This is a genomic window from Paenibacillus sp. FSL R10-2199 (genome assembly GCF_038000235.1).
GTDB lineage: Bacteria > Bacillota > Bacilli > Paenibacillales > Paenibacillaceae > Paenibacillus_AQ > Paenibacillus_AQ phytohabitans.
Genome location: NZ_JBBOBO010000001.1, coordinates 1,063,894 through 1,088,377, shown reverse-complemented (window position 1 = coordinate 1,088,377; position 24,484 = coordinate 1,063,894). Strand labels below are relative to the sequence as shown.

Sequence of the window (24,484 nt, the reverse complement as noted above, 5' to 3'; positions counted from 1 at the left end):
ACCCTCCGTTATCCTTATAGAATCCTTAGAATCTCCTCTTAGACTGTGGAGATAGAAAGGATGATATACTATGCAAGACATTATTCTGGAAACCGAGAATCTGTGCAAAAGCTTCAAGCATCAAACCGTTGTGAGCAATGTATCACTTGCGGTACCGCGCAACTCGATCTATGGACTGCTTGGTCCGAATGGCGCCGGCAAATCAACAACACTCAAAATGTTCGCAGGCATGCTGCGCCCCGATTCCGGCAGCATCCGCATTCAAGGGCATGATTGGACCCGGAAGGACTTACGCAGAATTGGTGTACTGATTGAGGCGCCGCCGTTATATGAGAACCTGACCGCCCGTGAGAATCTCAAGGTACGTACACTTGCCCTCGGATTGCCGCAGTCCCGGATCGAAGAGGTGCTCACCACCGTGGATTTGGCCCGGACGGGGAAGAAGCGTGCCGGACAGTTCTCCATGGGGATGAAGCAGCGGCTCGGCATCGCGATTGCACTCCTGAACCAGCCGGAGCTGCTCATTCTGGACGAACCGACCAACGGGCTTGACCCTATCGGGATTCAGGAGCTGCGGGAGCTGATCCGTTCCTTCCCCGGGCAGGGAATCACTGTCATTCTCTCAAGTCATATGCTCTCCGAGGTCGAACAGGTAGCGGATCAGATCGGGATTATCGCCGGCGGAGTGCTGGGATATCAGGGTGCCATTCCCCACGGCCAAGAGCTGGAAGCCTTGTTCATGCAGGTGGCAGCAGCAGGCCGGAGGGAGGTTGCGCCTCATGCTTAATCATATTAGGGCTGAACGTTTAAAATGGCGGCGCACCTTCATCCCCAGTCTGGTCTGGATCGCCCCTGTATTCACGATGCTGCTGTGTGCCATTCTAATGGGAGGAAGCTATTTTCAGACCGGGGCTTATAACTGGTGGTACACCATGCTCTTGCCGGGGGCGTTGACACTCACTTGTTCACTGGCTCTGCATAAGGATGCCAAGATGAAATACCGCGGACTGCTGGCACTTCCCGTCGATCCGAAGATCCTCTGGGCCGGGAAAATCATCGCCTGTGCGCAGTGGCTGTCCGCTGCTCTCCTCCTGTTCCTGATTGGCATTACAGCAGGGGGAATGCTGTTTGGCCAGACCATTCCATTGCTGAACAGCCTGGCCGGCAGCGCGCTGATCTTCATTACGTTTCTGTGGCAGATTCCACTGTGTCTGTTCCTGGCCGCACGGCTCGGATTATTCGCCGCTGTTCTGCTTAATATGTTCGGTACTGTCGTGGGCGTGGTTACCTTCGATGCCGGAGGACTGTGGGATTACATCCCCTATACGATTACTTTCAGACTCATGTGCCCGGTGCTGTCCATTCTGCCGAATGGCCTCCCGGTACCGGCGGACAGTCCGCTGAGAAGCACAGACATGATTCTGGCTGATGTGCTGGTCTCCCTGGTCTGGTTCGGATTACTGTTCCTGCTTACTGCACTATGGTTCCATAAGCAGGAGGCGAAGTAACATGGCCACACTACTGGGATTGCTGCGGGCGGATCTGCTCAAAACCCGGCACACACCGTTTCTGCTGATTCATCTGCTGGCCCCCTTAACCGGAGCTGCCGTGTTCCTGGCCTACTATTCTTACTCCCCATGGAGCGCCTCAGACAAGGCATTGGCATTCATGCAGTCTCTGGGCTGTGCCCTTCCTGCCCTGATCGGGCTCGTCTGCTCCATGGCGGCGGAACAGGAAGCGAATGCAGGACAGTATCAAGGAATGCTTGCTATGCCTGCGGCCAGAATCACAACCTATATAAGTAAGCTGCTGCTCCTGTTGTGTTTTGGCTTCGGAGCCGTCCTGTTCGCTTACAGCCTCTTTGGCCTGGGCTTTAGCAAGATTCTGCAGCAGGACAGACTGGGATTACCCTTTTACCTCACCGGGGCAGTTATTCTGTTCGGGAGCAATATATTTCTATACCTGCTTCATCTGACAGCCAGCCTGCAATTTGGCCGGGGGGCTTCTATTGGAACGGGGCTGGCGGGAAGTCTGGTGTCCGCCTTAATGCTCACAGGACTGGGCGATTCGATCTGGCCCTATATCCCCTTCGCCTGGGGTGTCCGCTTCATCTCTTTATGGACAATCCACGCTTCCGGTATCACGTTATCCCCTGCCGTATCCGGCCTGAATACCGGAATTGCGGTCTGCATACCGGGAACAATCACCGCTTCCCTGCTATGCCTCTTATGGTTCAGGCGCTGGGAAGGACGATCAACGGAGAATTAGACCTACAACTTATAATTGAGGGAATGAATATGGCCAAAATACTCGTAGTAGACGATGAGCCCGCCATCCTGTCGCTGATTCGCAATGCACTCCGTACGGATCAGCATCTGGTGACGGTGATCTCTGATTCCACCCAGGTACGCCAGTCCGACCTTGGCGCGTATGATCTTATTATGCTGGATGTCATGATGCCGGGGGTGGACGGCTTTACCCTTTGCCGGGAGATCCGCGCGGCAGTGGACTGCCCCATTCTTTTTTTAACGGCCAAAACACAGGAAAGCGATCTGATGTACGGCCTGGGCCTCGGGGCAGATGACTATATTGTGAAGCCCTTTGGTATAGGGGCGCTGCGGGCACGGATTGATGCCCACCTCAGGCGGGAGGGCAGGGAGAAGCGGAAGGTGCTGTATCTGGAGAACATACATTTCAATCTCTCCGGCAAAGAGCTGTTTGTCCAGGCGGACAAGGTGCCTCTGACCAAAAGCGAATATGAAATCTGCGAATTCCTGGCCCGCAGCCGCGGACAGGTCTTCTCCAAGGAACATATCTATGAAGCGGTCTTCGGGTATGACGGGGAAAGCGACAGCAGCGCTATTACGGAGCATATTAAGAATATCCGGGCCAAGCTGAGCAAATATGGAATGGATGTCATTGAGACCATCTGGGGGATCGGATATAAGTGGAAGCTGTAAAATTAACCAAAACTGTACGCCTTCGCACCTTTTTCCTGCAATACCTTCTGTTCTTAAGCCTGGGAACGATCTTGCTGCTGGGCGTGCTGCTCGGCCTGTTCACACTGGCTTTTGCCTGGGATGCCGTGCTGCCTGCAAACTATGCCGAGAAGGAGATTGCAGCGTTCAAGGAACGGCTGGCCTCAAGCGAAGCAGTAACGCCGCAGATGGTTCCGGACCGGGTGGATTATACCGTATTCACCGGAGATGGAGAGCTGCTCGCCGGTAACCTGAAACGCCAGGAAGCAATACATACCTGGGAGATCGTGCAGCATGGGGATAGCCAGGGCTCTCATTTCTATACAACCGCCCGGCACGGGCAGGAAATCTGGATATTCCGGTATAGCTTAACGCCGCAGTACGCCTCTTCCCTGCTGCGCAGCTATCTGCCGAATCCCCAGCTGCTGGCCATCCTCCTCTTCATCTTCGGTGTTTTGCTCCAGGCCGCCCTGCTCGCCGCTCTGTTCGGCAGCAGACTGTCGAAGAAAATGGCCGGGCTGCAGGAAGCGACCGGGCACATCCAGCGTGAGAATCTGGAGTTCACCATTAAGCCCTCCGGAATCCGCGAGATCGATGAGGTGCTGGCCTCCCTGGACCGGATGAAGGAAGCCCTGAATACCTCGCTTATGCGGCAGTGGGAGCTGGAACGTTCCCGCAGAGAACAGATTTCCGCGCTGGCCCACGACATTAAGACACCGCTCACCATCATCCGGGGAAACGCAGAGCTGCTGCAGGAGACCTCACAGGATGATGCCCAGCAGGAGTATAACAGCTATATTCTCCGCAGCGCCGGGGACATCGAAGCCTTCGTACAGGAGGTTATTGATCTGTCCAGCCTGCAGGCTGGGGCGGAGCGCCGGGAATCTCTTGTGCCAACAGGGGAAATTATTGAAGAATTGGAGCTGCAGCTGAAGGCCCTCTCCTCCGGGAAGAATCTGCATACCTCTGTCCAGAAGAAGAACCTGCCCGAGTTCCTCTTCATTAATAAAGAGCTGCTGCTGCGGGGGATTGTTAACGTGCTCGCGAATGCGGCAGAGCATACACCTCCGCAGGGAAGCATCGGTCTGCTCGTGCAGGGCGGTGCTGATGCTGTTCATTTCATGATTACTGATACCGGCCGCGGCTTCTCGCAGGCCGATCTGAAAGAAGCAACCCATCAGTTCTACAGGGGCGACGGGAGCCGAAGCTCCGGCAACCATCACGGGATGGGGCTCTACATCGCCCGGTCTGTGGCCGAGCAGCACGGGGGCAGCCTTAGTCTGGATAATGTATCTCCCGCCGGCGGAGGGAAGGTGACCCTGAGCATTTCACAAACCAAGCGGCCCTGATTCTCCTTGAGAGAATTAGGGTTGCTTGGTTTAATCCCCTTTTTAGCCGCCAGCCGCCCGTCAAATATACCTTCTCTTATACACCAGAGTAATCTGCCCCGCTATGTACTCCGCGCTATACTCTGTACCCTCCTTAATCCACCACATGATAATCCCCAGCAAAGAAGCTGTAATAATATCAACGGAAGCCACTTCCCTGGCGGCGCTTATATTTCTGGCGTTCCGCCGTTTCTCGATCGTATTCTTGAGCAGGCTGCTCAAGTGGTTGGCGAAGCCCTTATGCTCCACCAATACAGCAAGAACCTTCCGGTACTCATAGAAATAATTCAAAAAGATAACCAGCTGCTGCTGTTCGTTGCTGCCTTTCACCTGTAATAACGGCTCCACCTTCTTGGACAGCTCATCAAAGATCTCATGAACCAGCTGGCGCAGCAGATCATTAATATCCTCATAATGCAAATAAAACGTTGCCCGGTTCAATTCGGCGCGGCTGGCGATTCTTTTGACAGTCAATTGAGATATCTCCACATTATCGGCCAACAATGAAAAAACAGCATCCTTCAGCATCTTTTTCGAACGGATGGTTCTTGGATCAACCCTTTTGTGTTCTGGCATTTCATCCCTCTAACTCGTTTATTTGGCACTTCATCAACGCATTCGCCCAGACTGTCGATTAGTCGACACTTCTATGGAAACTGCAAATAGGATTAACGCCTAAATCCTGATATGATTCATTTTATTGACACTGTGTTGAAAAAGCAATGAAGAGAGGCCTACGCTATGCAAGAAGAATCCAAGACCATAAATAAAGGGATTTTACTGACCATCTTAATCTTTGGCTGTTTCTTATCTACCCTTAATCAGACGTTATTGAATGTCGCTTTAAGCAGTCTGATGGATGTATTCGATGTCACGGCAACCACCGTACAATGGATTTCAACAGGCTTCATGCTGGTCAACGGGATATTGATTCCGGCCACAGCCTATTTAATGAAACGTTTCACAACACGGCAATTATTTCTGAGTGCCATGTTGTTTCTGCTGATGGGCTCTATAACTTGTGCAGCAGCACCAAGCTTCAGTGTGCTCTTGATCGGCCGGATGATTCAGGCAGCCGGTGCTGGGATTATCATGCCGCTCCTGATGAGTGTTGTGCTCGCCATCTTCCCGGTTGAGAAGCGCGGCAGTGCGATGGGACTGCTCGGGCTGGCGATGATCTTCGCTCCTGCGATTGGTCCGACGCTCTCGGGATTTGTTGTAGAATATCACTCCTGGCGCTGGTTATTTATCGGTCTCATCCCGCTTGTCCTCATTGTTATCGTGCTGGCCTTCAAGTATCTGGTGAATGTATCCGATACGGCCAAGTCGAAGCTTGACGTAGTAAGTGTTCTTTTATCGACGATCGGGTTCGGTCTTATTCTATACGGCTTCAGCAGTGCAGGCAGTAAAGGCTGGGGCGATGCGGTGGTGATCCTGACTTTGGCGGTTGGAGTCGCTGTAACGGCCCTATTCTGTGTCCGGCAAATCAAGTCGGATGATCCGCTGCTGAACCTGTCGGTCTTCAAGAATAAAGTCTTTACCTTAACTTCCCTCATTAACGTATTAATTACCATGATGATGTACGCGGATATGATCCTGCTGCCTATTTATCTGCAGAAGGGACGCGGCTTCACCCCCTTTGATGCAGGACTGTTATTATTGCCGGGCGCGCTTGTCAATGCGTTCATGTCCCCCGTTACCGGCAAATTATATGACCGGTTCGGCGCGAAGCCGCTGTTCATCATTGGTTTACTGTTTATTATTCCGGCAATGTGGGCGGTAACCGATTTATCGGAATCTACAACATATACGTATCTGATGATTCGTACCATTGGACTGCGGATTGGCCTAAGCTTCATTACCATGCCGCTCAATACAGCCGGACTCAACGCACTGCCGAGGCAGCTGGGTACGCATGGCACCGCCGTGAATAATACCGTGCGCCAGATCGCCGGGGCCATTGGTACGGCTGTCGTCATTACGATCTATACCGCGCAGACTACAAGTCATGCAGCAACAGTCCTGCGCAGCAACCCTTCTACTACAGCTGAGCACCTTAAATCCCTGGCCTCGATGCTGGGGGCAAGTGACGCCTATTACTTCATGATGATTCTAGCTGCCGCCGCGTTTGTAATCACCTTATTCATGCCGGTGAAAAGCAAGCTGCTGCCCGATAAAAAAGCGAATGCAGCCAGCAAGGAAGATCCTCTGCTGTAACCGGGCTTGTGATCACAACGAATAGAGAAGCACCTCTTCAGTACGTTGAAGAAGTGCTTCTCTATCAGTCCTCTTCCCAATTCCTGTGGTACAAGCGGGAAGCATGCTGCAGTGTATTGTCCGTATAGTGGTCAGTCTCAGCCACCAGACCCGCCAGCTTGTCCCGGAGGACAGCCTCCGGCAGTTCTTTGTCCAGAATCACCTCATAAACCTGCTGCAGCTCCGTTAAGGTAAACAGCTTAGGCATTAAGTGCAGCGCGATGCCGGTCTGCTCCGTTTCTTGGCGCAGCCGTTCGATGGCGCGGGCAATAATTTTCCCGTGATCAAAAGCGAGCCCCTCATTGGACTGGATAGAGTAAGTGACTGATCTGGAGGCCGGCTTGGCTGTCACCCTCCGGTCTATAACCGCTGTCAGCTCTCCTTCTCCGGCACCCAGCTTAAGCTCGTAAGTAAAGGTTCTGACGTATCCTTCTTCCAGCAACTCTTTGTGTTCTCCTAGAAGCCGGTAGCTTACCGTGAACCAGGCCGCGTCTTCGGCATCATCTCCCGCCTGCAGCTGGAACCGGCTGCTGTCAATCAAGGCCATATAGCTGCTGCTCATCACCCAGGTACGGGGGTCGCGGCCGGGATCGGTAACGGTATAGAGCTGCTCCAGGTATACATCAGCAACGCCGGTCTCCTCATACAGTTCACGCGCAGCCGCCTGCTCCCCGGTCTCATCCGGCTGGATGAAGCCGCCCGGCAGCGCCCAACATCCCAGGCAGGGATGCCCTCCCCGGCGGATGAGCAGAATGCGCAGCTCTTTGTCCGGGAGCTTGAGAGAGTCGTCTGCCTCCTTGTCCATGACCGTAAAAACCACCATATCCGCCGCTACCGAAGGCCGCTCATAATCCCCCGCCCGGTATTGCTCCAGAAATTCACGTTCTGTAAGTCCATTACGATCTAACAATTCCAAGCGTCTCCGCCTCCCCGATTCTTTGTTCTAGTGCTGCAGCTCTCCGAAGTAGTTCCCATAAGGCTTGAACTTCGCAAGTACATCGTCTACCTTACGCATGCGTTCTTCCAGCGTCCCCCTAAGCGTAATGTAGGGAATCCGCCGCTCCTTCAAATCTGCTATGATCTGCTTGTGAAAAACATGCCGTTTCTGGTCCCCGCTGCGGTCCCAAGTATCGTCATAAGGAATATCGTCGTCACACAGGAAAAACAGATCGTACCGCTGTGCATTCTCCAGCGCCAGCCGGGTTAGCAGCTCCGGAGCCCGGCCGTGGTAATCCAGGGCGTACATATAAGTAGTAATCGCATTCGTATCGGCAAACAGATACCGGTCAGCGTCCAGTAACGCCTGTTCCTCCCGCTTGATATGGCCCACGGCAATGTCGTCAAAAGCCTCTATGCCGATCCGGCGGTCCACCTGATGCTCCGTCCAATAATCCCGCCCGAACTCGCTGGCAAAAGCCGTCCTATACTGTTCCGCCAGCGCTTCAGTAATCGTCGATTTGCCGGTAGACATCGCTCCTACAAACACAACCTTCGTAATTAGATCCCGGTATACAATGCCGCTTACATATTGCCGGTATTTAAAAGGATCAGAGCGGATCATGGTGGCCGATACCGGCACCTGCTGACGTGCTTCATCCACCCGCCGGTCTATGGCGCCCAGGGCAATGCTCATATGCCTGCCATAGAACTCGCTGGAGTAAAAGTGAGTCACCTGCTCGCCCTTCAGCAGCCCGAGAATATACTGTTCTTCCCGGATCTCATGCTCACGGTCATCGGAGTACCCGTCCGGACCATCCCACGCTTCAATTACCCGCACCGATGAGGGATACAGCCTGCGTATCCAGTTCGCCCGGATATGCAGCGGGACCGGAGAGACGGACGTTTCATAGATCACCACGATCAATTCATCGACCTCCTGCAGCGCCGTTTCGATCATGAGCTGGTGCCCTTTATGCAGCGGAGCGAACTTCCCCAGGGTTAATCCAAGTGTCTTCATGCCAGCGCCTCCTTAACCCCTTTGTTCCAGTTATAGTAGCCGTATACCGCGTTAACCAGATAGGCACTCCACATGACGATCATCAGCAGACCTTCACCACTGCCCTCCACCGTCCGGATCACCCAGAGCAGCACCGTGAACAGATTCAGCACAATATAGACCAGCCACTGCTCCTTGAATCTCCGCACCATCAGAATCGTGGCCACTACGGATAACACGGTCGTGATGGCATCAATATAAGGCGAGTTCTGCGCCGGGATCAACGACAGGCTATACCCCAGCAGCAGCGCCCCGGAAATACAGACTGCCATCGTGAGGAGCATGCCTTTGGCCTCCATCTGACGCATGGACAGCTTGCCGCTCTGCATATTCTTCTTCCACATATAGAAGCCTACGACATTCATCGGCACGAAGAATAGCAGATTCAGCATAACCTCTCCGAATAATCCGTTAATATAAGCCAGGTAGGCGTAGCCGAAGGTGTTATACATCCCAAAGGCATAGCTCATTAGCTTTCCCTTCGCCGTAAGCACCACGCACAGCACCCCGGTAATAAAGACCGTGAACCCAAGAAACGAATCCTTGGAAACAATTGTAAAACCGATTGCAATCAAAGTAAATATAACCAGCCAGACGATTTCGAACCCATTCCAATTCCCCGTAATCCTCTTCACGCTGCATCCCTCCGCTTTCTGCACCTATTCTTGATGGGATTAACTTATTAACATTTTGATAATTACATTTTGTTAATATCAAGATAACAGAAACTGCGGCAGGATGCAAGCCCGATTCTCCTCTCGCCAAAAAATAGAAATAGACCGCCCTCCTGTTTGGATAGCGGTCTGCTGTGCTATGGTTCTCCAAGCCGGGTCTCTCAGGTATTCTCTGCTCTAACGGGGTTAACCGCAAAGAGGGAATGAATATTGCCTTCCGGATCTGCAAAGAATCCCGTAGTGTGCCCCCAGGACATCACCTTCGGTGCAGTTATCCCTGTAGCCCCTTTTGCAACAAATTCATTATACTTTACGCGGACCGTCTCGGGAGAATCACATTCGAAATTGAGCTCGAAGGCTTGTCCCTTTCGCTCTTCCAAGAAAGAATGATGGCCATTCGTGTTGTCTGCCATTAGGGGTGCCGAGAAGACCGCCAGACGAACTCCCTCATTCTCAAATTCAGCATAATGCTCCTCTTCCACAACAATCTTAAACCCCAGCACATCCCGATAAAAGCCGGTTAATACGGCAACATCCAGCGCCAATACAGTAATCCCCTCTAATTTCATCCTCATGCCATAATCCCACCTTTTCGTTTTATCCGGGAATATTAATAACTCTTACAGCAAAACCCTGTTCTCCAGTATATTCTTCAGACTGATATGCGACTTGGAAGGACCGAACTTAATCAGCGAATCCTGAAATTCTGCAAGCTCTTCAATCGATGCAGTCTGCACCTTCATGAGATAATTATATTCTCCGCTGATACGGAATAAGTCCGTTACTTCAATAGCCTCCCGGCAAAAGTCAGTGAGCTCGTGGCAATGCTCCGTCTTTAATAGGATAAAGGTTGTCGTCCCCCGGTGCAGCTCCCGCAGACTAAACGTAGTGACATAGCCGGAAATGATATTCTTTTCCTCCAGCTTCATCATTCTTTCTTTCACCGAAGGTTGCGACATGGCCACCTCTTTACTGATTTGAGCTACTGACATTCGTGCGTTGTACTGCAGTAAGGTCATGATTTTTGTATCAATGTCATCCATAAGATTATCTATCCTGAACACCCCCTTAGTTAATAAACCAAATTATCTGAAATACCTCATAATATAAGCCCATATTACTATAAATCCCTTGTTATTTACATGTATTTCAAGCTTTGTTTTACCTATAATTAACCTATATCAGATAAGGGGGCGGTAATGAGATGGGCGTAAAAGGTCTGGCACATGTAGCGATCCAAGCTAGAGATTATACAGCGACTATTGCATTTTATACCGGAGTTCTGGGGTTTAAGCGGGGCCATCACTGGAGTCTGCCCTCATTTCACATCCAGGAAGCTTCGATGCTGATTTCACCGGACGGCAGAACCTGCCTTGAAATTTTTGATAACGATGCCGTGATTCCTGCTCAGGGAAAGAAAGCTTCATCCGAAGAAGAGATAGCTCACGGAGCGTTATTGCATTTTGCCTTTTATGTAGATAATGTGGAGGAAATATATCAAAAAGCCCTTGCTCACGGAGCAAGGACTTTCGTAGAACCGGATACCCTGTCACTTGGCGAACCGCCGTTGCTGGTGAAGAACGCGCTCGTTCACAGCCCTAACGGGGAAATTATCGAATTTATTGAAGAGGTTGATTTTGACAGGTCCGGATTTAACCCTACCCAGAGCAAGATCACTTGATCTCTATCCCGTACCAGCCATCCGCCAGTTGATCCAGCTTGTAGTTAGCAGGCTCCTCATTGTAAGCCTTCTCGACCAGATCCTGACTGTCACAATACACGATATGATAGGTGTTGCCGTTCTCGCCTTCCCAGTCAAACACGAACCTTATAAAGCTCTTCCCGTTCTGTCTGCTGTATCTAAGAAAGTTCAGCTTGTCCTCTGATACCGCAATAATCTGTCCTACCTTGTCCTGCAGATCCGCATTCGCACCATCCAGGAACTGATGGCCCACAGCATTTCCGTTATTCGAATAGATAAAGGTATTTCCTATATCACTCCGGTTATCGCGGCTGGTCATAAGAAGCCCGGTCTCATCCTTCACAGCCTCAAACAGCTCACGATGATCCCTGTAAACATTATATTTCGTGCTGGAATGGTTATAGTTAATGATCACCCCTAACGCCACAATTATCACTGCAGCTGCAATACCTATAAAGACGATTCTAGTGCGGCCCATAGCTCCACCTGCCTGACCCTTTCAGAATGAGATCATGAATCTATAATATTTGTAAAAAGAGGAGTGGACAAGTCTTCTCTGCATATAACCATCCGCTTCAGCCATAATAATACAAGCCATTTCATTCGCACACATAAAGGAGCAGATGAATTTGAAAAACAAATGGCTGCTGGCGTTAACATTGGTGCTCATGCTCACCTTGACGCAAGCAGCAGGACCCGTACAGGCACAGGCTGACGACAAGAAAGAAGCGGTTTGCTTCAGCCCCAAGATGGTTCAGCTGAAAAGCGATATGCAGAAGGTATGGATTGACCATACCATATGGACGCGAAGCTATATTGTCAGTGCCATCTCTAATAACCCGGACCAGAAGGACGTACTGAACCGGCTGCTGAGAAACCAGCAGGACATTGGCGATGTATTCAAACCGTATTACGGGGAGGCTGCAGGCAATAAGCTGGCGGAGCTGTTGAAAGAGCATATTGGGATTGCAGGCAAGATTGTAGCAGCCGCCAAAGCGGGCAATCAGGCTGATGTGAAGAAGCTGCAGGACGATTGGCATAAGAATGCCGATGAGATTGCAACTTTTTTAAGCGCATTGAATCCAAACTGGCCGTTTAAAGCGGTGCAAGAGATGCTGTATACACACCTTCAGTTAGTTACAGACATTGTGCTGAGCTGCCTCAAGGGAGACTGGCAAGCAGATATTGCCGCAACCGACAAGAATGAGGTCCATATGATTCATTTAGCGGATGTTCTGTCATCAGGCATTATCAAGCAGTTCCCGGAGAAATTCTAGGGAGCGTAATAAACAATGTTTGCACAATGCTTTTCATGATCGCCCGGAAGGGGATTGTGGAAAGCTTTTTTCTGTGTTTAGCCATAGCAGAGGAACAGAGTGAACTGGCACGATATATTAATCCCCTAATCCCATCCCGTCAAGAAATAATTTGTGTGGGAGCGGCATTGCGGGGTATGCCCCCCTAAATTTACCAAGTATGAATGGATTTGCGGGTATGGGGACCGTGACTGCTTTTTCCAATTCGTCCGGCTTCACGTAAAATTTGCTACAAGCCTAATTATGTACCATAGAAAGGAAGTGCTGTGCATGAACAGCGTGGATATAATCAGATTTGTGGTCCTTTACGGTCAAAAGCCTGAGCATGAATGTTACGGATACATGGAGCTGAATCAGGAGGGCCATATGATTGCGCTCTACAATAATTTTGGTGAGGAAATAGATTTGTATGGGGGTCACGAGCTTGTCCGGGTACGTACGCTTGGCCAATTTGATGACGAGGACCGCGATAATTTCTATTCCTTGTTGGAAAGTGACGGTGTAGGTTAATCCCTCCGGATTAACCTGCACCCAGCTAAATATCCCCAAGAAGTGTATCAAGCTGATCCCAATGCTCCGCAGTATGAATCATTTCTTCGGCAAAGCGGGCAGGGACCCTGCTCGACGAATCGAGCGGCGGCTTGATCCACCAGAGCGACTCGATGCACCAGACATACTTGACTGCCCGCAAAAGAGCGCCCGGCGGCAGCGGGTGTACACTACGGTAGCCTTCAGCGAAAGCAGCAACCGCATCCCTGCGGAATCCGCTCCCGCCGAGTGTGCCGGAGAGGACCGCCCGCCCGAGGTCCAGCGCCGGAAACGAGTAGCGTGCCCGGTCGAAGTCAACGATGGCTGTCAGCGCATCCCCTTCGAACAGCAGGTTGTCCGCCCACAGATCAAGGTGGGCCCAGCCCGCTGTCAGAGGCATAAAGTCATGATCTCCAAGTGAATCAGTAACCGCCTTCTGTAATTGCAGCGCGTCCCGGACACGCCCGGACGAGCTGCGGGCTGCCTCCCAGCTTACCTCCCAGGCGAGCTCCATCTCCTCGCGCGACAACTGCCAGGCCGGTTCACCCGCCGGCACTGCTGCCCCGACCCCCGATGCCGCCGCGGTACCCCAGACGGTATGCATATCCGCAGCAGCCCGTCCGAGTGAATGCATTCCCTGCTCACCGATTCTGCCGGCGGGTACCATAGCACCCGGACAGCATGTCATGACGGTCATGTATCTTCCGCAGGGCAGGATGTGCATGCAGCGCCCTTCCAGCGTTAACGGCTCGGGACACGGTCCTCCCGACTGATACCACAGGAGCTGCAGCTGCAGCGCATTCTCAATCTTGCCGCGAAACTCCGGATCCTCCATCTTGAACCGCCCGGGGTGATAGCTTTTGGCGAATAGCCGTCCCTTATTCGTCCCGATGATCCACTTCTCGTTCATTAGTCCGCGATTCACACGCCCGGCAGACAGCAGCTCAGCCTCAAAATGCTTCCTCAGCCAGCCTGCGATCTCGCCAATTAATTGGTCCTCAGTCATCAGCAGCATTCTAAGCCAACCCCTCTAATCAGATTCCCCTATTCATGATTCTATCTCAACAATGTCAATATTTCTCTGACAGAACTATCAACAAAGGCCCGCTCAGGCCGGGATTTCATGAACACAGTCAGTCCGATTAATGATATGACCAGTGTCTGCGCCAGACTCTTTGCGTTAATGCCGGGATCAAGCTCACCTGAACGCAACCCCCGTTCAACCGTTTCCTGGAAGATTACCGAGAGATACATCTGATGTTCTCTGGTCAGGATCGCAAATTTCTCATCATGAGGCGCAAGCTCCACCATCGAGTTGAGGCAAAAGCATCCCCAGTTCGGATCTTTCCCATATTCCTTTGCCACCAGATTCTCAAAAAAACTGCGGAATGCCTCTTTAACAGAAGAATTAGTCTGGAGTTTACCCCGGATAGAGGCAGCGTGAGCACTCGTATATTTGCGCAGCGCAGCTTCGAATAGTCCTTTTTTATCTCCAAAGGCGGAGTATAGGCTGGGGCGCTGAATGCCCATTCTTGAAGTCAAATCGCTCAAAGAGGTAGCTTCGAATCCTTTCTCCCAGAATAGCTGCATCGCTGCATCCAACACCTTGTCTTCATCAAATTCACGTTGCCGGGCCAATATAACCCCTCTTTTCATATCGTTCAGTATATTATAATTCTATTGTTCACAGATTGCATTGTCAATCTAATTGAGATTATGCAATAGATCTTGACAGTTATCATTTATCAGAGTTACATTTATCAGGGATTATTTTATACCGTTCAGTATGAAATCTCTTGCCCACATAGAATTTAAGGAGGTGTCTCTTTGGAAAAGGTAGTCGAACAACCGCATGCAGCATCCGAATCTGCTCCAGTATCTCCAATGTCCCGGAGTGTTGCGCTCTTATTTGCCATCGCCTGCGGACTGGCAGTCGCCAATATTTATTATGCGCAGCCCCTGCTGGACGCTATCTCACAAGAATTCGGGATTACTCCTTCCTCCGTTGGCCTTGTTATTACCATTACTCAAGTCTGTTACGCGCTTGGACTGCTATTGCTGGTGCCCCTCGGTGATTTGTTGAACCGGCGCTGGCTGATCGCCGGACAGATGCTAATATCCGTCCTGGCTCTGATTGTGGTTGGCACCGCCCCTACCAGCAGGGTGTTATTCATAAGCATAGCTGCGGTTGGATTGCTTGCCGTAGTCACACAGACACTGGTTGCCTTCGCGGCAACTTTGGCAGACCCGGCTGAGCGCGGACGTACCGTGGGCGTGGTAACCAGCGGAATCGTTATTGGAATTCTGCTTGCACGGACGTTCGCCGGTGTATTGACGGATGTAGCCGGTTGGCGCTCTGTCTACCTGGTCTCTGCGGGATTAACACTAATCATGGCTGGCGTATTGTTTCGGGTGCTGCCCAAGGATGAGCCCTCAAGAGAAGCCTTGTCCTATCTGCAGCTGCTGCGTTCGCTGTTCACGTTATTCGCACAGGAGCGAATTCTGCGCATCCGCGCTGTACTGGCTCTGCTGATTTTTACCGCGTTCAGCATATTATGGACTTCCCTGGTGCTGCCGCTCAGCGCTCCGCCGCTGTCTCTATCCCACACTGCAATTGGCGCGTTTGGACTCGCCGGAGTGGCTGGAGCATTGGCAGCAGCGCGGGCAGGCCGTCTTGCCGATCGGGGTTTAGGGCAGAGGACTACTGGCGCTGCATTGATTCTGCTGCTTCTGTCATGGCTGCCCATAAGTTATACGGAGCATTCGCTTCCCTCATTAGTCGCAGGTATTATCCTTCTTGATCTGGCAGTACAAGCTGTGCATGTCACCAACCAGAGCATGATTCTTAATTTGCACCCGGAGGCACGCAGCAGGCTTACTGCCGGTTACATGATTTTCTATTCCATTGGCAGCGCCACCGGGTCCATCGCATCTACCAGCATCTATGCTTACTCAGGCTGGAACGGAGTATGCTTGTTAGGTGCAATGGTCAGTGCCCTGGCTTTGCTGTTCTGGGCATTAACCCGCCGCCTTAAATAGATAAATATAAGGCCGCCCTTACAGGCGGCTCACGGCTCTCTTATATTCAGTGCATTGCGCAGACTAGTTAAGTTTGGTCACTTCCATTACCTTGCTGCTAAACTGGTACGTTACACTGACATTCTCTATAATCTCCGTATCCTGATAGGCCAGGGAACCCTTGAACTCCAAGGTATCATTGTCCTTCCAGACGATGTTACTGGCATCACTATAATTTTCATAATCCGGGCGGATCCATGTGTCTATTTCTTGCTCCGCCCCATATTTGACTCTTGCGGATTCTATTAATTCCGGACTGGTTCTTCCTGCTTCCACATTAATAATCTGCACAAATTCACTTTTATTAGAGCAGGTGACGACCGCAACTAACCTCTTATCGGGGGAAGGAATCATCTCTGTGATATACATAGAGGGTGCAGAGAAGCTTGAATATTCCTCCAGCTTATTGTCTTTGATCCTCCATAGGACATTCTGGCTTCCATAATCCGAATAATGATTAAATAACGTAAATAACATACTGCCGTCTGCCAGTTTAACAATATACGGACTCCGGTAACTTTGTGAGAGAATATCTATGGCAAAAGCAGCCGCACCGGCGATTTTGGGATTCTCATTTCGTGCAAACGGCTGAAGTTTATTCAACGCCTTTGCTCTTAAGCTTGGATCATTGAAGCCTTCCACCAGCCGGTTGATAGCAATATATACATGTTCTTCATTATCACTTTTGAGGGCCTGCAGAAATTTCATCCCATCATACTTGGGAGCGGGCAGTAACTCCATGTCTTCAGCTCTCAGATAACGGATATACGGCTCTTCGTTCTGCTTCTTATAATATTCGGTTGCTAATAACGCAGAAGCGGTTGAACTATAGAGTACAAGACAGGCAACCAGAGCCACCCATTTTTTAGAAAAGCCCTTCTTCCTTTTCTCCGCTCCGCCCGATCCGGCTGCTTCGATTAAATCTTCATCAATGAGTCCGATTTCGCGGTATAACTCTTCTCTTTTCACAGGTGAACTCCCCCCTTGGCTAAATGAACTCTAAGCCTATTTCTTGTTCTGAAAAGAATGGACTTCACCTTACTGCTGCTCATCTGAAATCTCATAGCAAGTTCCTCTATGGAATCTGAATACCAGTACCGCCTAATAAATATATTTCTGGCTTGCTCCTCTATGCCATATAGAAATTCATTGATCAGGCTTGCGGTTTCACCCGCTTCATATTCACCTTCAACCGTATCCGGGGAAGCTATGCATCCTTCCAGTTCGGTTAGAATGGCATCAAACTGACGGTTGCGTTTCTTGGCTGTATTATAACTATATCTATCAAGCGCTATATTACGGGTGATTCTTCCTAGAAATACAGATAGCTTCCCGGGCATCGTTGGCGGAATTGCATTCCACGCAGCCAAATATGTATCATTCTCACATTCATCAATATCTGAGAGATTCGAAAGGATGTTTCGGGCAATTACTCTGCAGTAAGCCCCGTATTTATTCTTGGTCTCTACAATGGCCTGCTGTGAACGCTGTAAGTATAGGTGGACTATTGCCTGATCTTCCATCTGCTATTCTCCTTATAAAAGCTCTTATCTATATAGTAGACAGTTCGTAAAATGGGTTGCACGAATACTATAATTCTCTCATAAAAAACCCTGGCATATAAGAAGTGATAAGCTTCTTACTGTCCAGGATTGTGAAGTTATCTATAGGTTGCAGCCTCTTTAGAGCAATTTAAAAGGTGATCATTCGGCGTCCAGCGCCTGCCACAGAGGGAAGGTACTCGGCCTCATATCCCACATCAGTAATGGTAAACGTTCCCGGCTTGCCCGCCTCCGTGGAGCTCCACGCTAACGGTTGATACCGCTCGTCGCTGATGATTGGCGGGATGTTGCTCTCTGGAGAGCAGGAAAAGTCGTAATAACACTTTGCTTAGCGAATCAGCACTTCCTTTGTCACCTGTGCAGGGGGCCGCCAAAGAACAACGAATTACTCATAGAAGGACTACTAAACTGGAGGGATTGAAATGGAAATTCTGAAAACAAAGGAAGCTGCGGAGCTGCTGTCCGTTAGCCAGACTACGATCAAACGCTGGGCGGCCATGTTCCCCGATTTCTTTCCAAAGGACCGTCTTGGACACTATACCTTCTCGAAGCGGGAGATCAGCCAGCTCAATCATATTAAAGACCGTATTAATCAGGGGGAAGCGCTGGAAGGCATCCATCTGGATCTCACGAAGGACAACCTGCCAAGGGGTCCGCTGCAAGAGAAGCTAAGCCCGGATACAGACGATGACCCTATGAATAAAATATGGTCCCGGATCGGGTATATTGAACACGCACTGGATCAGAAAGCAAACGAGGTGGTTTCGATTCAGTTGCTCCAGCAGCGTGCTGAACTTGAAGATATGCGTGTAATGATTAAGCAATTATCCGCAACGCTGGAAACGATGCAGAAGCCCGGCAGTAAATCCCTCTCCACGTATGAAGAGCTTCATCCGGTTGCCGCCGGCAGGCTGACGTCTCCGCCAAGGAAGCGCGGTCTATTGCGCTCTTTTTTCCCATTCCTATAGGCCCGCCTCTTCACACAAAAAAGGTGCGACAAGCCCGGTTCATCACCAGACGCTCGCCGCACCTTCACTCTCTAGCTTAAATTAAGGCGTTGAAATGGCCATCCGCATCCACCGTCGCTGTCCGGGGATCGGTGAGACCGATACCCTTGAAGCCTCCCGTTCCTTCATTGCGCCAGAGGGGGAGGTGATCCTGAAGCGGAGATGCCGGTACGAAATTGGCAGGGGTGCTGCTTCCGCTCTTCAGTACGAGCTGGGACTCCAGCAGCCGGATTTGCCGCTGCAGCTGCTCCCGCCGGTACGGAGTCTGCATCTGACTTCCCTGTGCCGCATTCACTTTATCCAGTTCCATCATCAGCTGGTTGCGCTGTTTCTCCAGGGAACTGACATCACTCTGTGTACCGCCATAGGCCGCTATGGGCTGTACGGAGCTAATGCCTGATACTGTCTGTGCCGCCATGATCTTTCCCTCCGTTTCCTTGGCTCTTGCTCCAAATTCAGCCAAATTCGTAAGTTCTAATCATCTTTATTACCCAGCGTGCCCCGTTATGACAACATCAGAACTGCAACTGGACAATAATCGTCGTATAGTCTCAGCCGGCCGCTTGTTTCGGCCCTACCAAAGACCCACCGGAGGCTGGCTAAAGTCCCTTCAGAGCTCCCTTACTCGTCCTTCAACCGCCGCACATACAGAACAACCGACACAACCGTTAATACAACCGTCCATGCCAAAATAATGAGAAGGGGTTTCAAGACATCTCCCGTTGTATATCCTGTATCGCTTAGACCCAGCAAATGCACAAGCTGGCTGCTTGGCATGTAATCCAGCACCTTGAAGACCGGGTAATCCTTGGCCAGTACTGCTCCCCAGGGTGCACCGGTGAATATGAACGCCACCGGGAGTACAGATAATGAGGCTTCAAGCACCGTCTTGGAGAATAAACCGCAGATTGTACCGGCTGCTGTGTATAGAATAATCGAAAGAATGATTGCTGCCGTAAACGTTCCTATATTAGCTGGCTCATAGCCCAATATATACGTTGAAATAGCCAGAACAACAGCGGACATGACAAAAACCAGGCTGCTTTTTCCGATCAGAACATCCATGGTCGTGGCCGGAGTCAGCATTAATGACCTTAAAGTGTTACGCTCCTTCTCCTCTGCGATCAGGCAGGCTTGTGCCAGACTCGTCAGGATCACTAACGATGTATTCAGAAGAAAACCGATCGCTCCAGGTAAGGCTGAGCCTGCACTTCGAAAAAGAAATGCGAAGACTATGGGAAATACCAGAATAATGGAGATCGCATAATTGCGCGAGAACTCTTTGTAATCCTTCACAAATATCGCCCGGGCCCGTTTCAATGAGATACTCATAGCAGCTCACTTCCTGTCATTTTAATGAAAATATCACCCAGACTGGGCTCTTTCGTCTCGATCCGGTCAATGAGCCCCCGCTTCATCCAATCCGCGATCCGATCAGCTGTTTCCCCACCGATTGGAAGCTCATAAGCTTCCCCGTTGGTTAAGTCAACACTAACTGCATGCTTCCGGTGCTGCCGTTTAAGCTCCTTCGGTGAGCCGATAACCTGAATTTGTCCCTGATACAGAATGGCTACACGGTTGCACATCAATTCTGCTTCCGCCATATCATGCGTAGTCAGAAAAATCGTTGTCCCTTTCTCATTCAGGTAGCGCAAGCCTTTATAAATATGCGCGGAGTTCACCGGGTCCAACGCCGAGGTAGGTTCATCTAAGAATAATAATTCCGGCTCATGGATAATCGCGCAGGCCAGCATAACACGCTGACGCATCCCCTTCGATAGGAGATTAACTTTCTTTTTGCGCTCCCCGCTTAAGTTCACAAACTGCAGTACCTTATCGACCGCAGCTTTGGGAAGATCGTATAACTTACGGTACAGCTCCAGATTCTCCTCAACCGATAACCGCTCATAGAGGCCGCTGTTATCCGTCAGAATGCCGAAGCGCATCTTCTGGGCAGACTGCCGCATCTTCTCCGCCGGCTGGTTAAATACACTTGCCTGTCCGCTTGTCGGATTTAGCTGTGCCGTGAGAATCTTGATTAATGTTGTTTTGCCTGCGCCACTCGGACCGAGAAACCCAAAAATTTCTCCCTTAGGAATAGAAAAGGATACATCTGCTAACGCATCCTTTGGTCCAAAGCTCTTGCGGACACGTTCTACCTGGATAACCTCCATGAACTCCACATCCTTAGCGTTGATGGCATAAATATATAAAGAATGCACGCTTCCTGCCATCAAAACCCGCCGAAATGTAGCTGTAACCGGCTGAATGGTACCATTTAAATGTTCAGCAGTGCCTTTAATTCCTGCAATTTCGAGCGGGATAACGGAACTACGGCATCCTGGCTTGTGTTTAACCGCAGGCTGTAGCTATTCTTCGTCCAGGTAATAATCTCTCTTACCTTTTGCAGATTAACGATGTAGGAGCGGTGACACCTGAAGAACCCGAAATTCAATAACCTCTGCTCCAGCTCGGTCAGCGTCAGCGCACAATCGTAATTCTCCCCGCCCACATGAACAAGAATCGAACCCTCTACACTTTCTATAAAATCAATTTCAGGCGGATTAAATAAAATCACCTTGTCATTGCGTTTGGTAGAGATCTTCTGCAAGGTGATATTAGGCTCGTCCTGTTTATGTACATCCTGCTTGTCCTCTTCGGAGTCCCGGATATCGAGCGGATGGAATCCGGACTCATTCAACCGGTAAATGACATCACAGGAAATCAGAGCATCCTCTAAATTCGAAGTTAGGATTATAATCTGCTTGTCTGCCGATAGGTCATCCAGAACCCGTTTGAATTGACGGCGGTCCTGCTCTTCCAGATAAAAGTACGGTTCCTCCAGGACAAGTGCAGGCTGATGTGCAAAAAAGACGCGCAGCAAGGTCACATACATCCTTTTGGATGAGCTTAGATCCTTGATCTTTACCTTCCGTTCTTCTTTTAATGCAAAATACTCCATGAGCGAAGCGGCATGCTCCTGCCTCTCCGACACATGAATTAAAAATGTGATTAGCTCCTCTACCGTTAAACGCATGTACTCGCCTTGCTGCACCCGAAATAAATAAAACCCGGCATGCTCCGCTAATTGATTCATTACAAGCTGCTTCCGCTTCAAGTCCGTTATAATGCCAACCGGCTGGCCCGGTGTCATATTGAATTCGATCTCCGGCAGGAATAATTCCCCGCCTTCATACATGGGTTGAAATTGCATACCGTCCTCCTGGTCAGTGCTGCTATAGATATATATGCCAATTATATAAGTACCGCAACAAAGAGAACAGCCCTTATGCTGTTCTCTTCCGCTGTCTGCCTTATTAGAAGCAGGTGAACGAGCTGACCCGGTTCAGATCAATGCCGAAGTACGTCCAGAAGAAACCGGTCCATCGGAACCCTGCAATTGAACTGCGCCCGACGAATATCGGGAAGAACCAGAATTGCTCGCCATTGTTCAGCCAAATGTATGTGTTGCGGAACAGGCATCGTCTGATTCCTCCGGGGTCGATGGCGAATGTGGTAACCGGCATTTGCGGCACGAATTGCGGCGGAGGGGACGTCGGCGCCTGAACGCCTCCCGGTCCGCCTCCCGGAGGTCCCGGAGTGCCCGGAAATCCGCCGGGACCTCCACCTGGAAACCCAGGTCCTCCTGGTCCTCCCGGAATCCCCGGAAATCCGCCGCCGGTTCCCGGTGTTGGAAAAAATCCCATATGTGATCGCTCCTTTCAAGTGAGTAGGCATAATCATCATATGCATTCGCGGAGAAGGCGCTTGGGCGGATGCCCAGTGTACATGCGCCTGACGTAAATTCAGACTTCACAAAGAATAACCCCACAACTATCAAAAAAGAGCCGCACCCTCATCGGGTGCAGCTCATTATCCGTAATTTAATCTTCAAGCTCCGTATATATTTGAAAGGTCACGCCGAATTTATCCGTTACATCACCAAACCCCGGGCTGAAGGGTTCTTCTTTAAACGGCATATTGACCTCGCCCTCCTGCCGTAAGGCTTCATAGATCCGCTTGGATTCTTCTACATCATTCGTTGTAATGCAGATGGTAACCCGTTTTCCGTTTCCAGCAGGCGAACCGCCTGGAGCATCGGATAACATAAGCTCCGTACCTCCAACCTTGAGCTTGGCGTGTGCTACAAGACTCCTCAGATCGTCTGTGAACGTGCCGGGTATGTCCGGCATGTCACCGTAAGTCATCATAGAGAGGACTTGTGCGCCGATGGCTTGTTCATAGAACTGAATGGCTTCCTTTACCCGGCCCTCCAAAGTAATGTAAGGGGTAAGTTTTACCGTCATAAGATTATTCCTCCTTGAGTTTGGATTGAACCCGCATTTGTGATTCATTAGTATAGACGATCCGGCCGCCGCAAACTCATCGGCCGATTGAAAAATTCTGCCTCGCGTCCAAATCTGCCGGTAATCCAAATCGCACAAATAACTCAGGATCAATGAAATGATGGATATGAGCGATCTTCCCCTGTTTCAGCTCCGGAATATGAATGCTCCACGGAACCAGCCGTCCATCCGGACCGGCGGGTACATACTGGGCAAAAGCAGGGCAATCCCCGTTAGCCCGGACCGGCAGCAATCTGGAGCCCAAACAATGGCTGCGTGTAATAGTGTAGAATGACGACAAATTAGAGGTGCCGCGAACCCACATCGTAAATGGCGGCATCGACAAGCTGCCGTTCTCGTGGAATAAAACCAACAATGCATCAATATCATACTGTTCGAAGGCTTCCATATAACTTGCAAGCACTTGTTGATCTGCCTGGGCATCTCCCCCTTGTAACTCCTCGGACCGGAGATTGGACCGGGCGATACCCGACCGGGCCCGTTGCACAGCACTGTTGACGGCTGCCGTGGTCATTCCCATCGCATGTGCTGCCTCGTTAGCCGACCACCGGAAGACATCAAGCAGGATCAGTACAGCGCGTTGCCGGGGCGGAAGTATTTGCAGGATCGCAATAAAAGATAACCGGACGGTTTCCCTGCTGACCACGATGTTGGCCGGGTCGGTAGCGTTATCGGGGGCCGGCCATATCCAGGAATTCCGGGGCAAGCTGTCACTGGGCTCCCTAATAATAGCCGCGGGTTCAGAGAGATCCATCGGAAGTGCCCGCCGCTTGGCATTCCTCAGCCTGTCCAAGCAAACATTAGTGGCAATCCGGTACACCCAGGACTTACGCGAAGAATCCTGCCGGATCTGGTCCCAGCTCTGCCAGGCGCGGAGCAAGGTATCCTGCACTGCATCCTCCGCTTCAAAGATGGACCCCATCATCCGGTAACAATATCCGGTTAGTTCGGAGCGCAGCTCCTCAAGCATGTCTATTCCATGCTTTTGGCTCATATCATGTTTCCTCCTTTGGGATCGGCTAGAGTTGCCGGAAGCGGATGCTGCTACTCGGCGGCTTCCGCCAGCCAGGCTTGTATAGCCGGAGAATCCGCATGGTTCAAGCGCAGGGCGATTTCAGTATTGATCTTATCCGGCGGCATGACCTCGACAAGGACGCATATGGACTCCCGCGGTTGATTCAAGGTAAAAACACCTTGATCATCGAGCATTTTCATAGCCAGCTCCATCGCCTTCAGCCTCATATCAAACTCGCGGTTACCTTCGTCCTCTTCAAGCTCCCAGATGGAAGGGCGCTCCATAAACAATTGTTTGACGCCGACAAAGTTCTCATCCCCGTAGCTGCAATAGGGTGAATCGGCGTAGGACCATTTGATGAGCTCCGCAATCGTTGCTTCCGGCGCGCCGCTTTCTTCTCCTTGTCTGGCTGCTTCCCGCTCCAAAGCCTCCCATGACCAGGCGGAGAGGCTTGGCGCATGTCCCTCGCCGGTAGTATATAGCGTACAGTAATAGTAACGTTCACCATTTTCAAAAAGAGTCCGAAAAGACGTTCTGGCAGCATCGGCAATCGCTAACGCCAGCGACTCCATTTCTTGCATCGGCTTCATGACATGACTCTCCTTTCCGTTAGCCGG

General features: G+C 50.8%; 30 protein-coding genes. 11 read left to right on the top strand and 19 right to left on the bottom strand.

Annotation, left to right across the window (positions count from 1 at the left end; all coding sequences use genetic code 11):
- Positions 1-70 precede the first annotated feature (70 nt).
- The 5 genes from NYE33_RS04815 to NYE33_RS04795 are packed head-to-tail and all read left to right on the top strand — an operon-like array spanning position 71 to position 4,327.
- Positions 71-787: a lantibiotic protection ABC transporter ATP-binding protein gene (locus NYE33_RS04815; RefSeq protein WP_076243680.1), complete on the top strand. Its 717-nt coding sequence runs from the start codon at positions 71-73 to the stop codon at positions 785-787.
- Complete coding sequence (locus NYE33_RS04810; RefSeq protein ID WP_076243681.1) at positions 780-1,508, top strand: lantibiotic immunity ABC transporter MutE/EpiE family permease subunit; 729 nt, start codon at positions 780-782, stop codon at positions 1,506-1,508. The genes NYE33_RS04815 and NYE33_RS04810 overlap by 8 nt, the downstream gene beginning before the upstream one ends.
- 1 nt (position 1,509) lies before the next feature.
- Positions 1,510-2,268, top strand: coding sequence for a lantibiotic immunity ABC transporter MutG family permease subunit (locus NYE33_RS04805; protein ID WP_076243682.1), 759 nt, complete (start codon positions 1,510-1,512; stop codon positions 2,266-2,268).
- Positions 2,269-2,297: 29 nt separating this feature from the next.
- Positions 2,298-2,960: a response regulator transcription factor gene (locus NYE33_RS04800; protein ID WP_336100069.1), complete on the top strand. Its 663-nt coding sequence runs from the start codon at positions 2,298-2,300 to the stop codon at positions 2,958-2,960.
- Positions 2,948-4,327: a sensor histidine kinase gene (locus NYE33_RS04795; protein ID WP_341064912.1), complete on the top strand. Its 1,380-nt coding sequence runs from the start codon at positions 2,948-2,950 to the stop codon at positions 4,325-4,327. The genes NYE33_RS04800 and NYE33_RS04795 overlap by 13 nt, the downstream gene beginning before the upstream one ends.
- A 60-nt stretch (positions 4,328-4,387) precedes the next feature.
- Here NYE33_RS04795 and NYE33_RS04790 read toward each other — a convergent pair whose 3' ends face one another.
- On the bottom strand, positions 4,388-4,840 hold the full coding sequence (locus tag NYE33_RS04790) for a TetR/AcrR family transcriptional regulator (RefSeq protein WP_336100067.1): 453 nt from the start codon (positions 4,838-4,840) through the stop codon (positions 4,388-4,390).
- Between the two features lie 267 nt (positions 4,841-5,107).
- Here NYE33_RS04790 and NYE33_RS04785 point away from each other — a divergent pair, with 267 nt between their 5' ends.
- Positions 5,108-6,583 carry a DHA2 family efflux MFS transporter permease subunit gene (locus tag NYE33_RS04785; protein WP_042140510.1) on the top strand — a complete coding sequence of 492 codons (1,476 nt, stop codon included), beginning with the start codon at positions 5,108-5,110 and terminating at the stop codon, positions 6,581-6,583.
- Between the two features lie 64 nt (positions 6,584-6,647).
- Here NYE33_RS04785 and NYE33_RS04780 read toward each other — a convergent pair whose 3' ends face one another.
- From NYE33_RS04780 to NYE33_RS04760, 5 genes are all read right to left on the bottom strand, one after another.
- Positions 6,648-7,538, bottom strand: a complete 891-nt coding sequence (locus NYE33_RS04780) for an NUDIX hydrolase (protein WP_341064910.1) — start codon at positions 7,536-7,538, stop codon at positions 6,648-6,650.
- Positions 7,539-7,565: 27 nt separating this feature from the next.
- Positions 7,566-8,579 carry an AAA family ATPase gene (locus NYE33_RS04775; RefSeq protein ID WP_341064909.1) on the bottom strand — a complete coding sequence of 338 codons (1,014 nt, stop codon included), beginning with the start codon at positions 8,577-8,579 and terminating at the stop codon, positions 7,566-7,568.
- The gene (pnuC, locus tag NYE33_RS04770) at positions 8,576-9,253 is read right to left on the bottom strand and encodes a nicotinamide riboside transporter PnuC (protein WP_341064906.1); all 678 of its coding nucleotides are present in this window, start codon (positions 9,251-9,253) and stop codon (positions 8,576-8,578) included. The genes NYE33_RS04775 and pnuC overlap by 4 nt, the downstream gene beginning before the upstream one ends.
- Positions 9,254-9,453: 200 nt before the next feature.
- A complete protein-coding gene (locus NYE33_RS04765) occupies positions 9,454-9,867 on the bottom strand; it encodes a VOC family protein (protein WP_341064904.1) in 414 nt (137 codons plus the stop codon).
- A gap of 45 nt (positions 9,868-9,912) precedes the next feature.
- Positions 9,913-10,335, bottom strand: coding sequence for an Lrp/AsnC family transcriptional regulator (locus NYE33_RS04760; protein ID WP_042140515.1), 423 nt, complete (start codon positions 10,333-10,335; stop codon positions 9,913-9,915).
- Positions 10,336-10,496: 161 nt separating this feature from the next.
- On the opposite strand from NYE33_RS04760, the gene NYE33_RS04755 reads away from it, so the two are divergent.
- Complete coding sequence (locus tag NYE33_RS04755; RefSeq protein WP_042140516.1) at positions 10,497-10,973, top strand: VOC family protein; 477 nt, start codon at positions 10,497-10,499, stop codon at positions 10,971-10,973.
- Here NYE33_RS04755 and NYE33_RS04750 read toward each other — a convergent pair.
- The gene (locus NYE33_RS04750; RefSeq protein WP_341064902.1) at positions 10,966-11,472 is read right to left on the bottom strand and encodes a hypothetical protein; all 507 of its coding nucleotides are present in this window, start codon (positions 11,470-11,472) and stop codon (positions 10,966-10,968) included. The two genes, NYE33_RS04755 and NYE33_RS04750, sit on opposite strands and share 8 nt — an antisense overlap.
- A 151-nt stretch (positions 11,473-11,623) precedes the next feature.
- Here NYE33_RS04750 and NYE33_RS04745 point away from each other — a divergent pair, with 151 nt between their 5' ends.
- Positions 11,624-12,271: a glycosyltransferase gene (locus NYE33_RS04745; RefSeq protein ID WP_341064900.1), complete on the top strand. Its 648-nt coding sequence runs from the start codon at positions 11,624-11,626 to the stop codon at positions 12,269-12,271.
- A gap of 309 nt (positions 12,272-12,580) precedes the next feature.
- Positions 12,581-12,820, top strand: a complete 240-nt coding sequence (locus tag NYE33_RS04740) for a hypothetical protein (protein ID WP_341064899.1) — start codon at positions 12,581-12,583, stop codon at positions 12,818-12,820.
- A 25-nt stretch (positions 12,821-12,845) separates the two neighbouring features.
- Here NYE33_RS04740 and NYE33_RS04735 read toward each other — a convergent pair whose 3' ends face one another.
- Together NYE33_RS04735 and NYE33_RS04730 are read right to left on the bottom strand one after the other, a co-directional pair.
- Positions 12,846-13,853 (bottom strand): phosphotransferase, encoded by a 1,008-nt coding sequence (locus NYE33_RS04735; protein WP_341064896.1) that lies wholly within the window; start codon positions 13,851-13,853, stop codon positions 12,846-12,848.
- A 41-nt stretch (positions 13,854-13,894) separates the two neighbouring features.
- Positions 13,895-14,476 (bottom strand): TetR/AcrR family transcriptional regulator, encoded by a 582-nt coding sequence (locus NYE33_RS04730; protein WP_341068592.1) that lies wholly within the window; start codon positions 14,474-14,476, stop codon positions 13,895-13,897.
- 246 nt (positions 14,477-14,722) lie between these two features.
- On the opposite strand from NYE33_RS04730, the gene NYE33_RS04725 reads away from it, so the two are divergent.
- Positions 14,723-15,877 carry an MFS transporter gene (locus NYE33_RS04725; RefSeq protein ID WP_081970592.1) on the top strand — a complete coding sequence of 385 codons (1,155 nt, stop codon included), beginning with the start codon at positions 14,723-14,725 and terminating at the stop codon, positions 15,875-15,877.
- Positions 15,878-15,940: 63 nt separating this feature from the next.
- Here NYE33_RS04725 and NYE33_RS04720 read toward each other — a convergent pair whose 3' ends face one another.
- Together NYE33_RS04720 and NYE33_RS04715 are read right to left on the bottom strand one after the other, a co-directional pair.
- Entirely contained in the window at positions 15,941-16,885 is a 945-nt protein-coding gene (locus NYE33_RS04720) for a hypothetical protein (protein ID WP_076243692.1), read from the bottom strand.
- Complete coding sequence (locus tag NYE33_RS04715; protein WP_076243693.1) at positions 16,882-17,439, bottom strand: RNA polymerase sigma factor; 558 nt, start codon at positions 17,437-17,439, stop codon at positions 16,882-16,884. Before NYE33_RS04715 ends, NYE33_RS04720 begins: the two co-directional genes overlap by 4 nt.
- 461 nt (positions 17,440-17,900) lie before the next feature.
- Between NYE33_RS04715 and NYE33_RS04710 the strand changes: the two genes are divergently transcribed.
- The gene (locus tag NYE33_RS04710) at positions 17,901-18,446 is read left to right on the top strand and encodes a MerR family transcriptional regulator (RefSeq protein WP_042140524.1); all 546 of its coding nucleotides are present in this window, start codon (positions 17,901-17,903) and stop codon (positions 18,444-18,446) included.
- A gap of 76 nt (positions 18,447-18,522) precedes the next feature.
- Here NYE33_RS04710 and NYE33_RS04705 read toward each other — a convergent pair whose 3' ends face one another.
- The 8 genes from NYE33_RS04705 to NYE33_RS04670 all read right to left on the bottom strand — a co-directional run bounded on the left by NYE33_RS04705 (position 18,523) and on the right by NYE33_RS04670 (position 24,457).
- Positions 18,523-18,903, bottom strand: a complete 381-nt coding sequence (locus NYE33_RS04705) for a hypothetical protein (protein WP_042140525.1) — start codon at positions 18,901-18,903, stop codon at positions 18,523-18,525.
- Between the two features lie 203 nt (positions 18,904-19,106).
- Complete coding sequence (locus tag NYE33_RS04700; protein ID WP_042140526.1) at positions 19,107-19,817, bottom strand: ABC transporter permease; 711 nt, start codon at positions 19,815-19,817, stop codon at positions 19,107-19,109.
- The gene (locus NYE33_RS04695) at positions 19,814-20,659 is read right to left on the bottom strand and encodes an ABC transporter ATP-binding protein (RefSeq protein ID WP_042141821.1); all 846 of its coding nucleotides are present in this window, start codon (positions 20,657-20,659) and stop codon (positions 19,814-19,816) included. The genes NYE33_RS04700 and NYE33_RS04695 overlap by 4 nt, the downstream gene beginning before the upstream one ends.
- A gap of 104 nt (positions 20,660-20,763) precedes the next feature.
- Positions 20,764-21,699 carry a LytTR family transcriptional regulator DNA-binding domain-containing protein gene (locus tag NYE33_RS04690; protein ID WP_042140527.1) on the bottom strand — a complete coding sequence of 312 codons (936 nt, stop codon included), beginning with the start codon at positions 21,697-21,699 and terminating at the stop codon, positions 20,764-20,766.
- Positions 21,700-21,802: 103 nt separating this feature from the next.
- A complete protein-coding gene (locus NYE33_RS04685) occupies positions 21,803-22,192 on the bottom strand; it encodes a hypothetical protein (protein WP_042140528.1) in 390 nt (129 codons plus the stop codon).
- Positions 22,193-22,369: 177 nt separating this feature from the next.
- A complete protein-coding gene (locus NYE33_RS04680; protein WP_042140530.1) occupies positions 22,370-22,792 on the bottom strand; it encodes a VOC family protein in 423 nt (140 codons plus the stop codon).
- A 76-nt stretch (positions 22,793-22,868) separates the two neighbouring features.
- Positions 22,869-23,921, bottom strand: coding sequence for a sigma-70 family RNA polymerase sigma factor (locus NYE33_RS04675; protein ID WP_269323286.1), 1,053 nt, complete (start codon positions 23,919-23,921; stop codon positions 22,869-22,871).
- Positions 23,897-24,457 (bottom strand): DUF4303 domain-containing protein, encoded by a 561-nt coding sequence (locus tag NYE33_RS04670; protein WP_042140532.1) that lies wholly within the window; start codon positions 24,455-24,457, stop codon positions 23,897-23,899. The genes NYE33_RS04675 and NYE33_RS04670 overlap by 25 nt, the downstream gene beginning before the upstream one ends.
- Between the last annotated feature and the right edge of the window lie 27 nt (positions 24,458-24,484).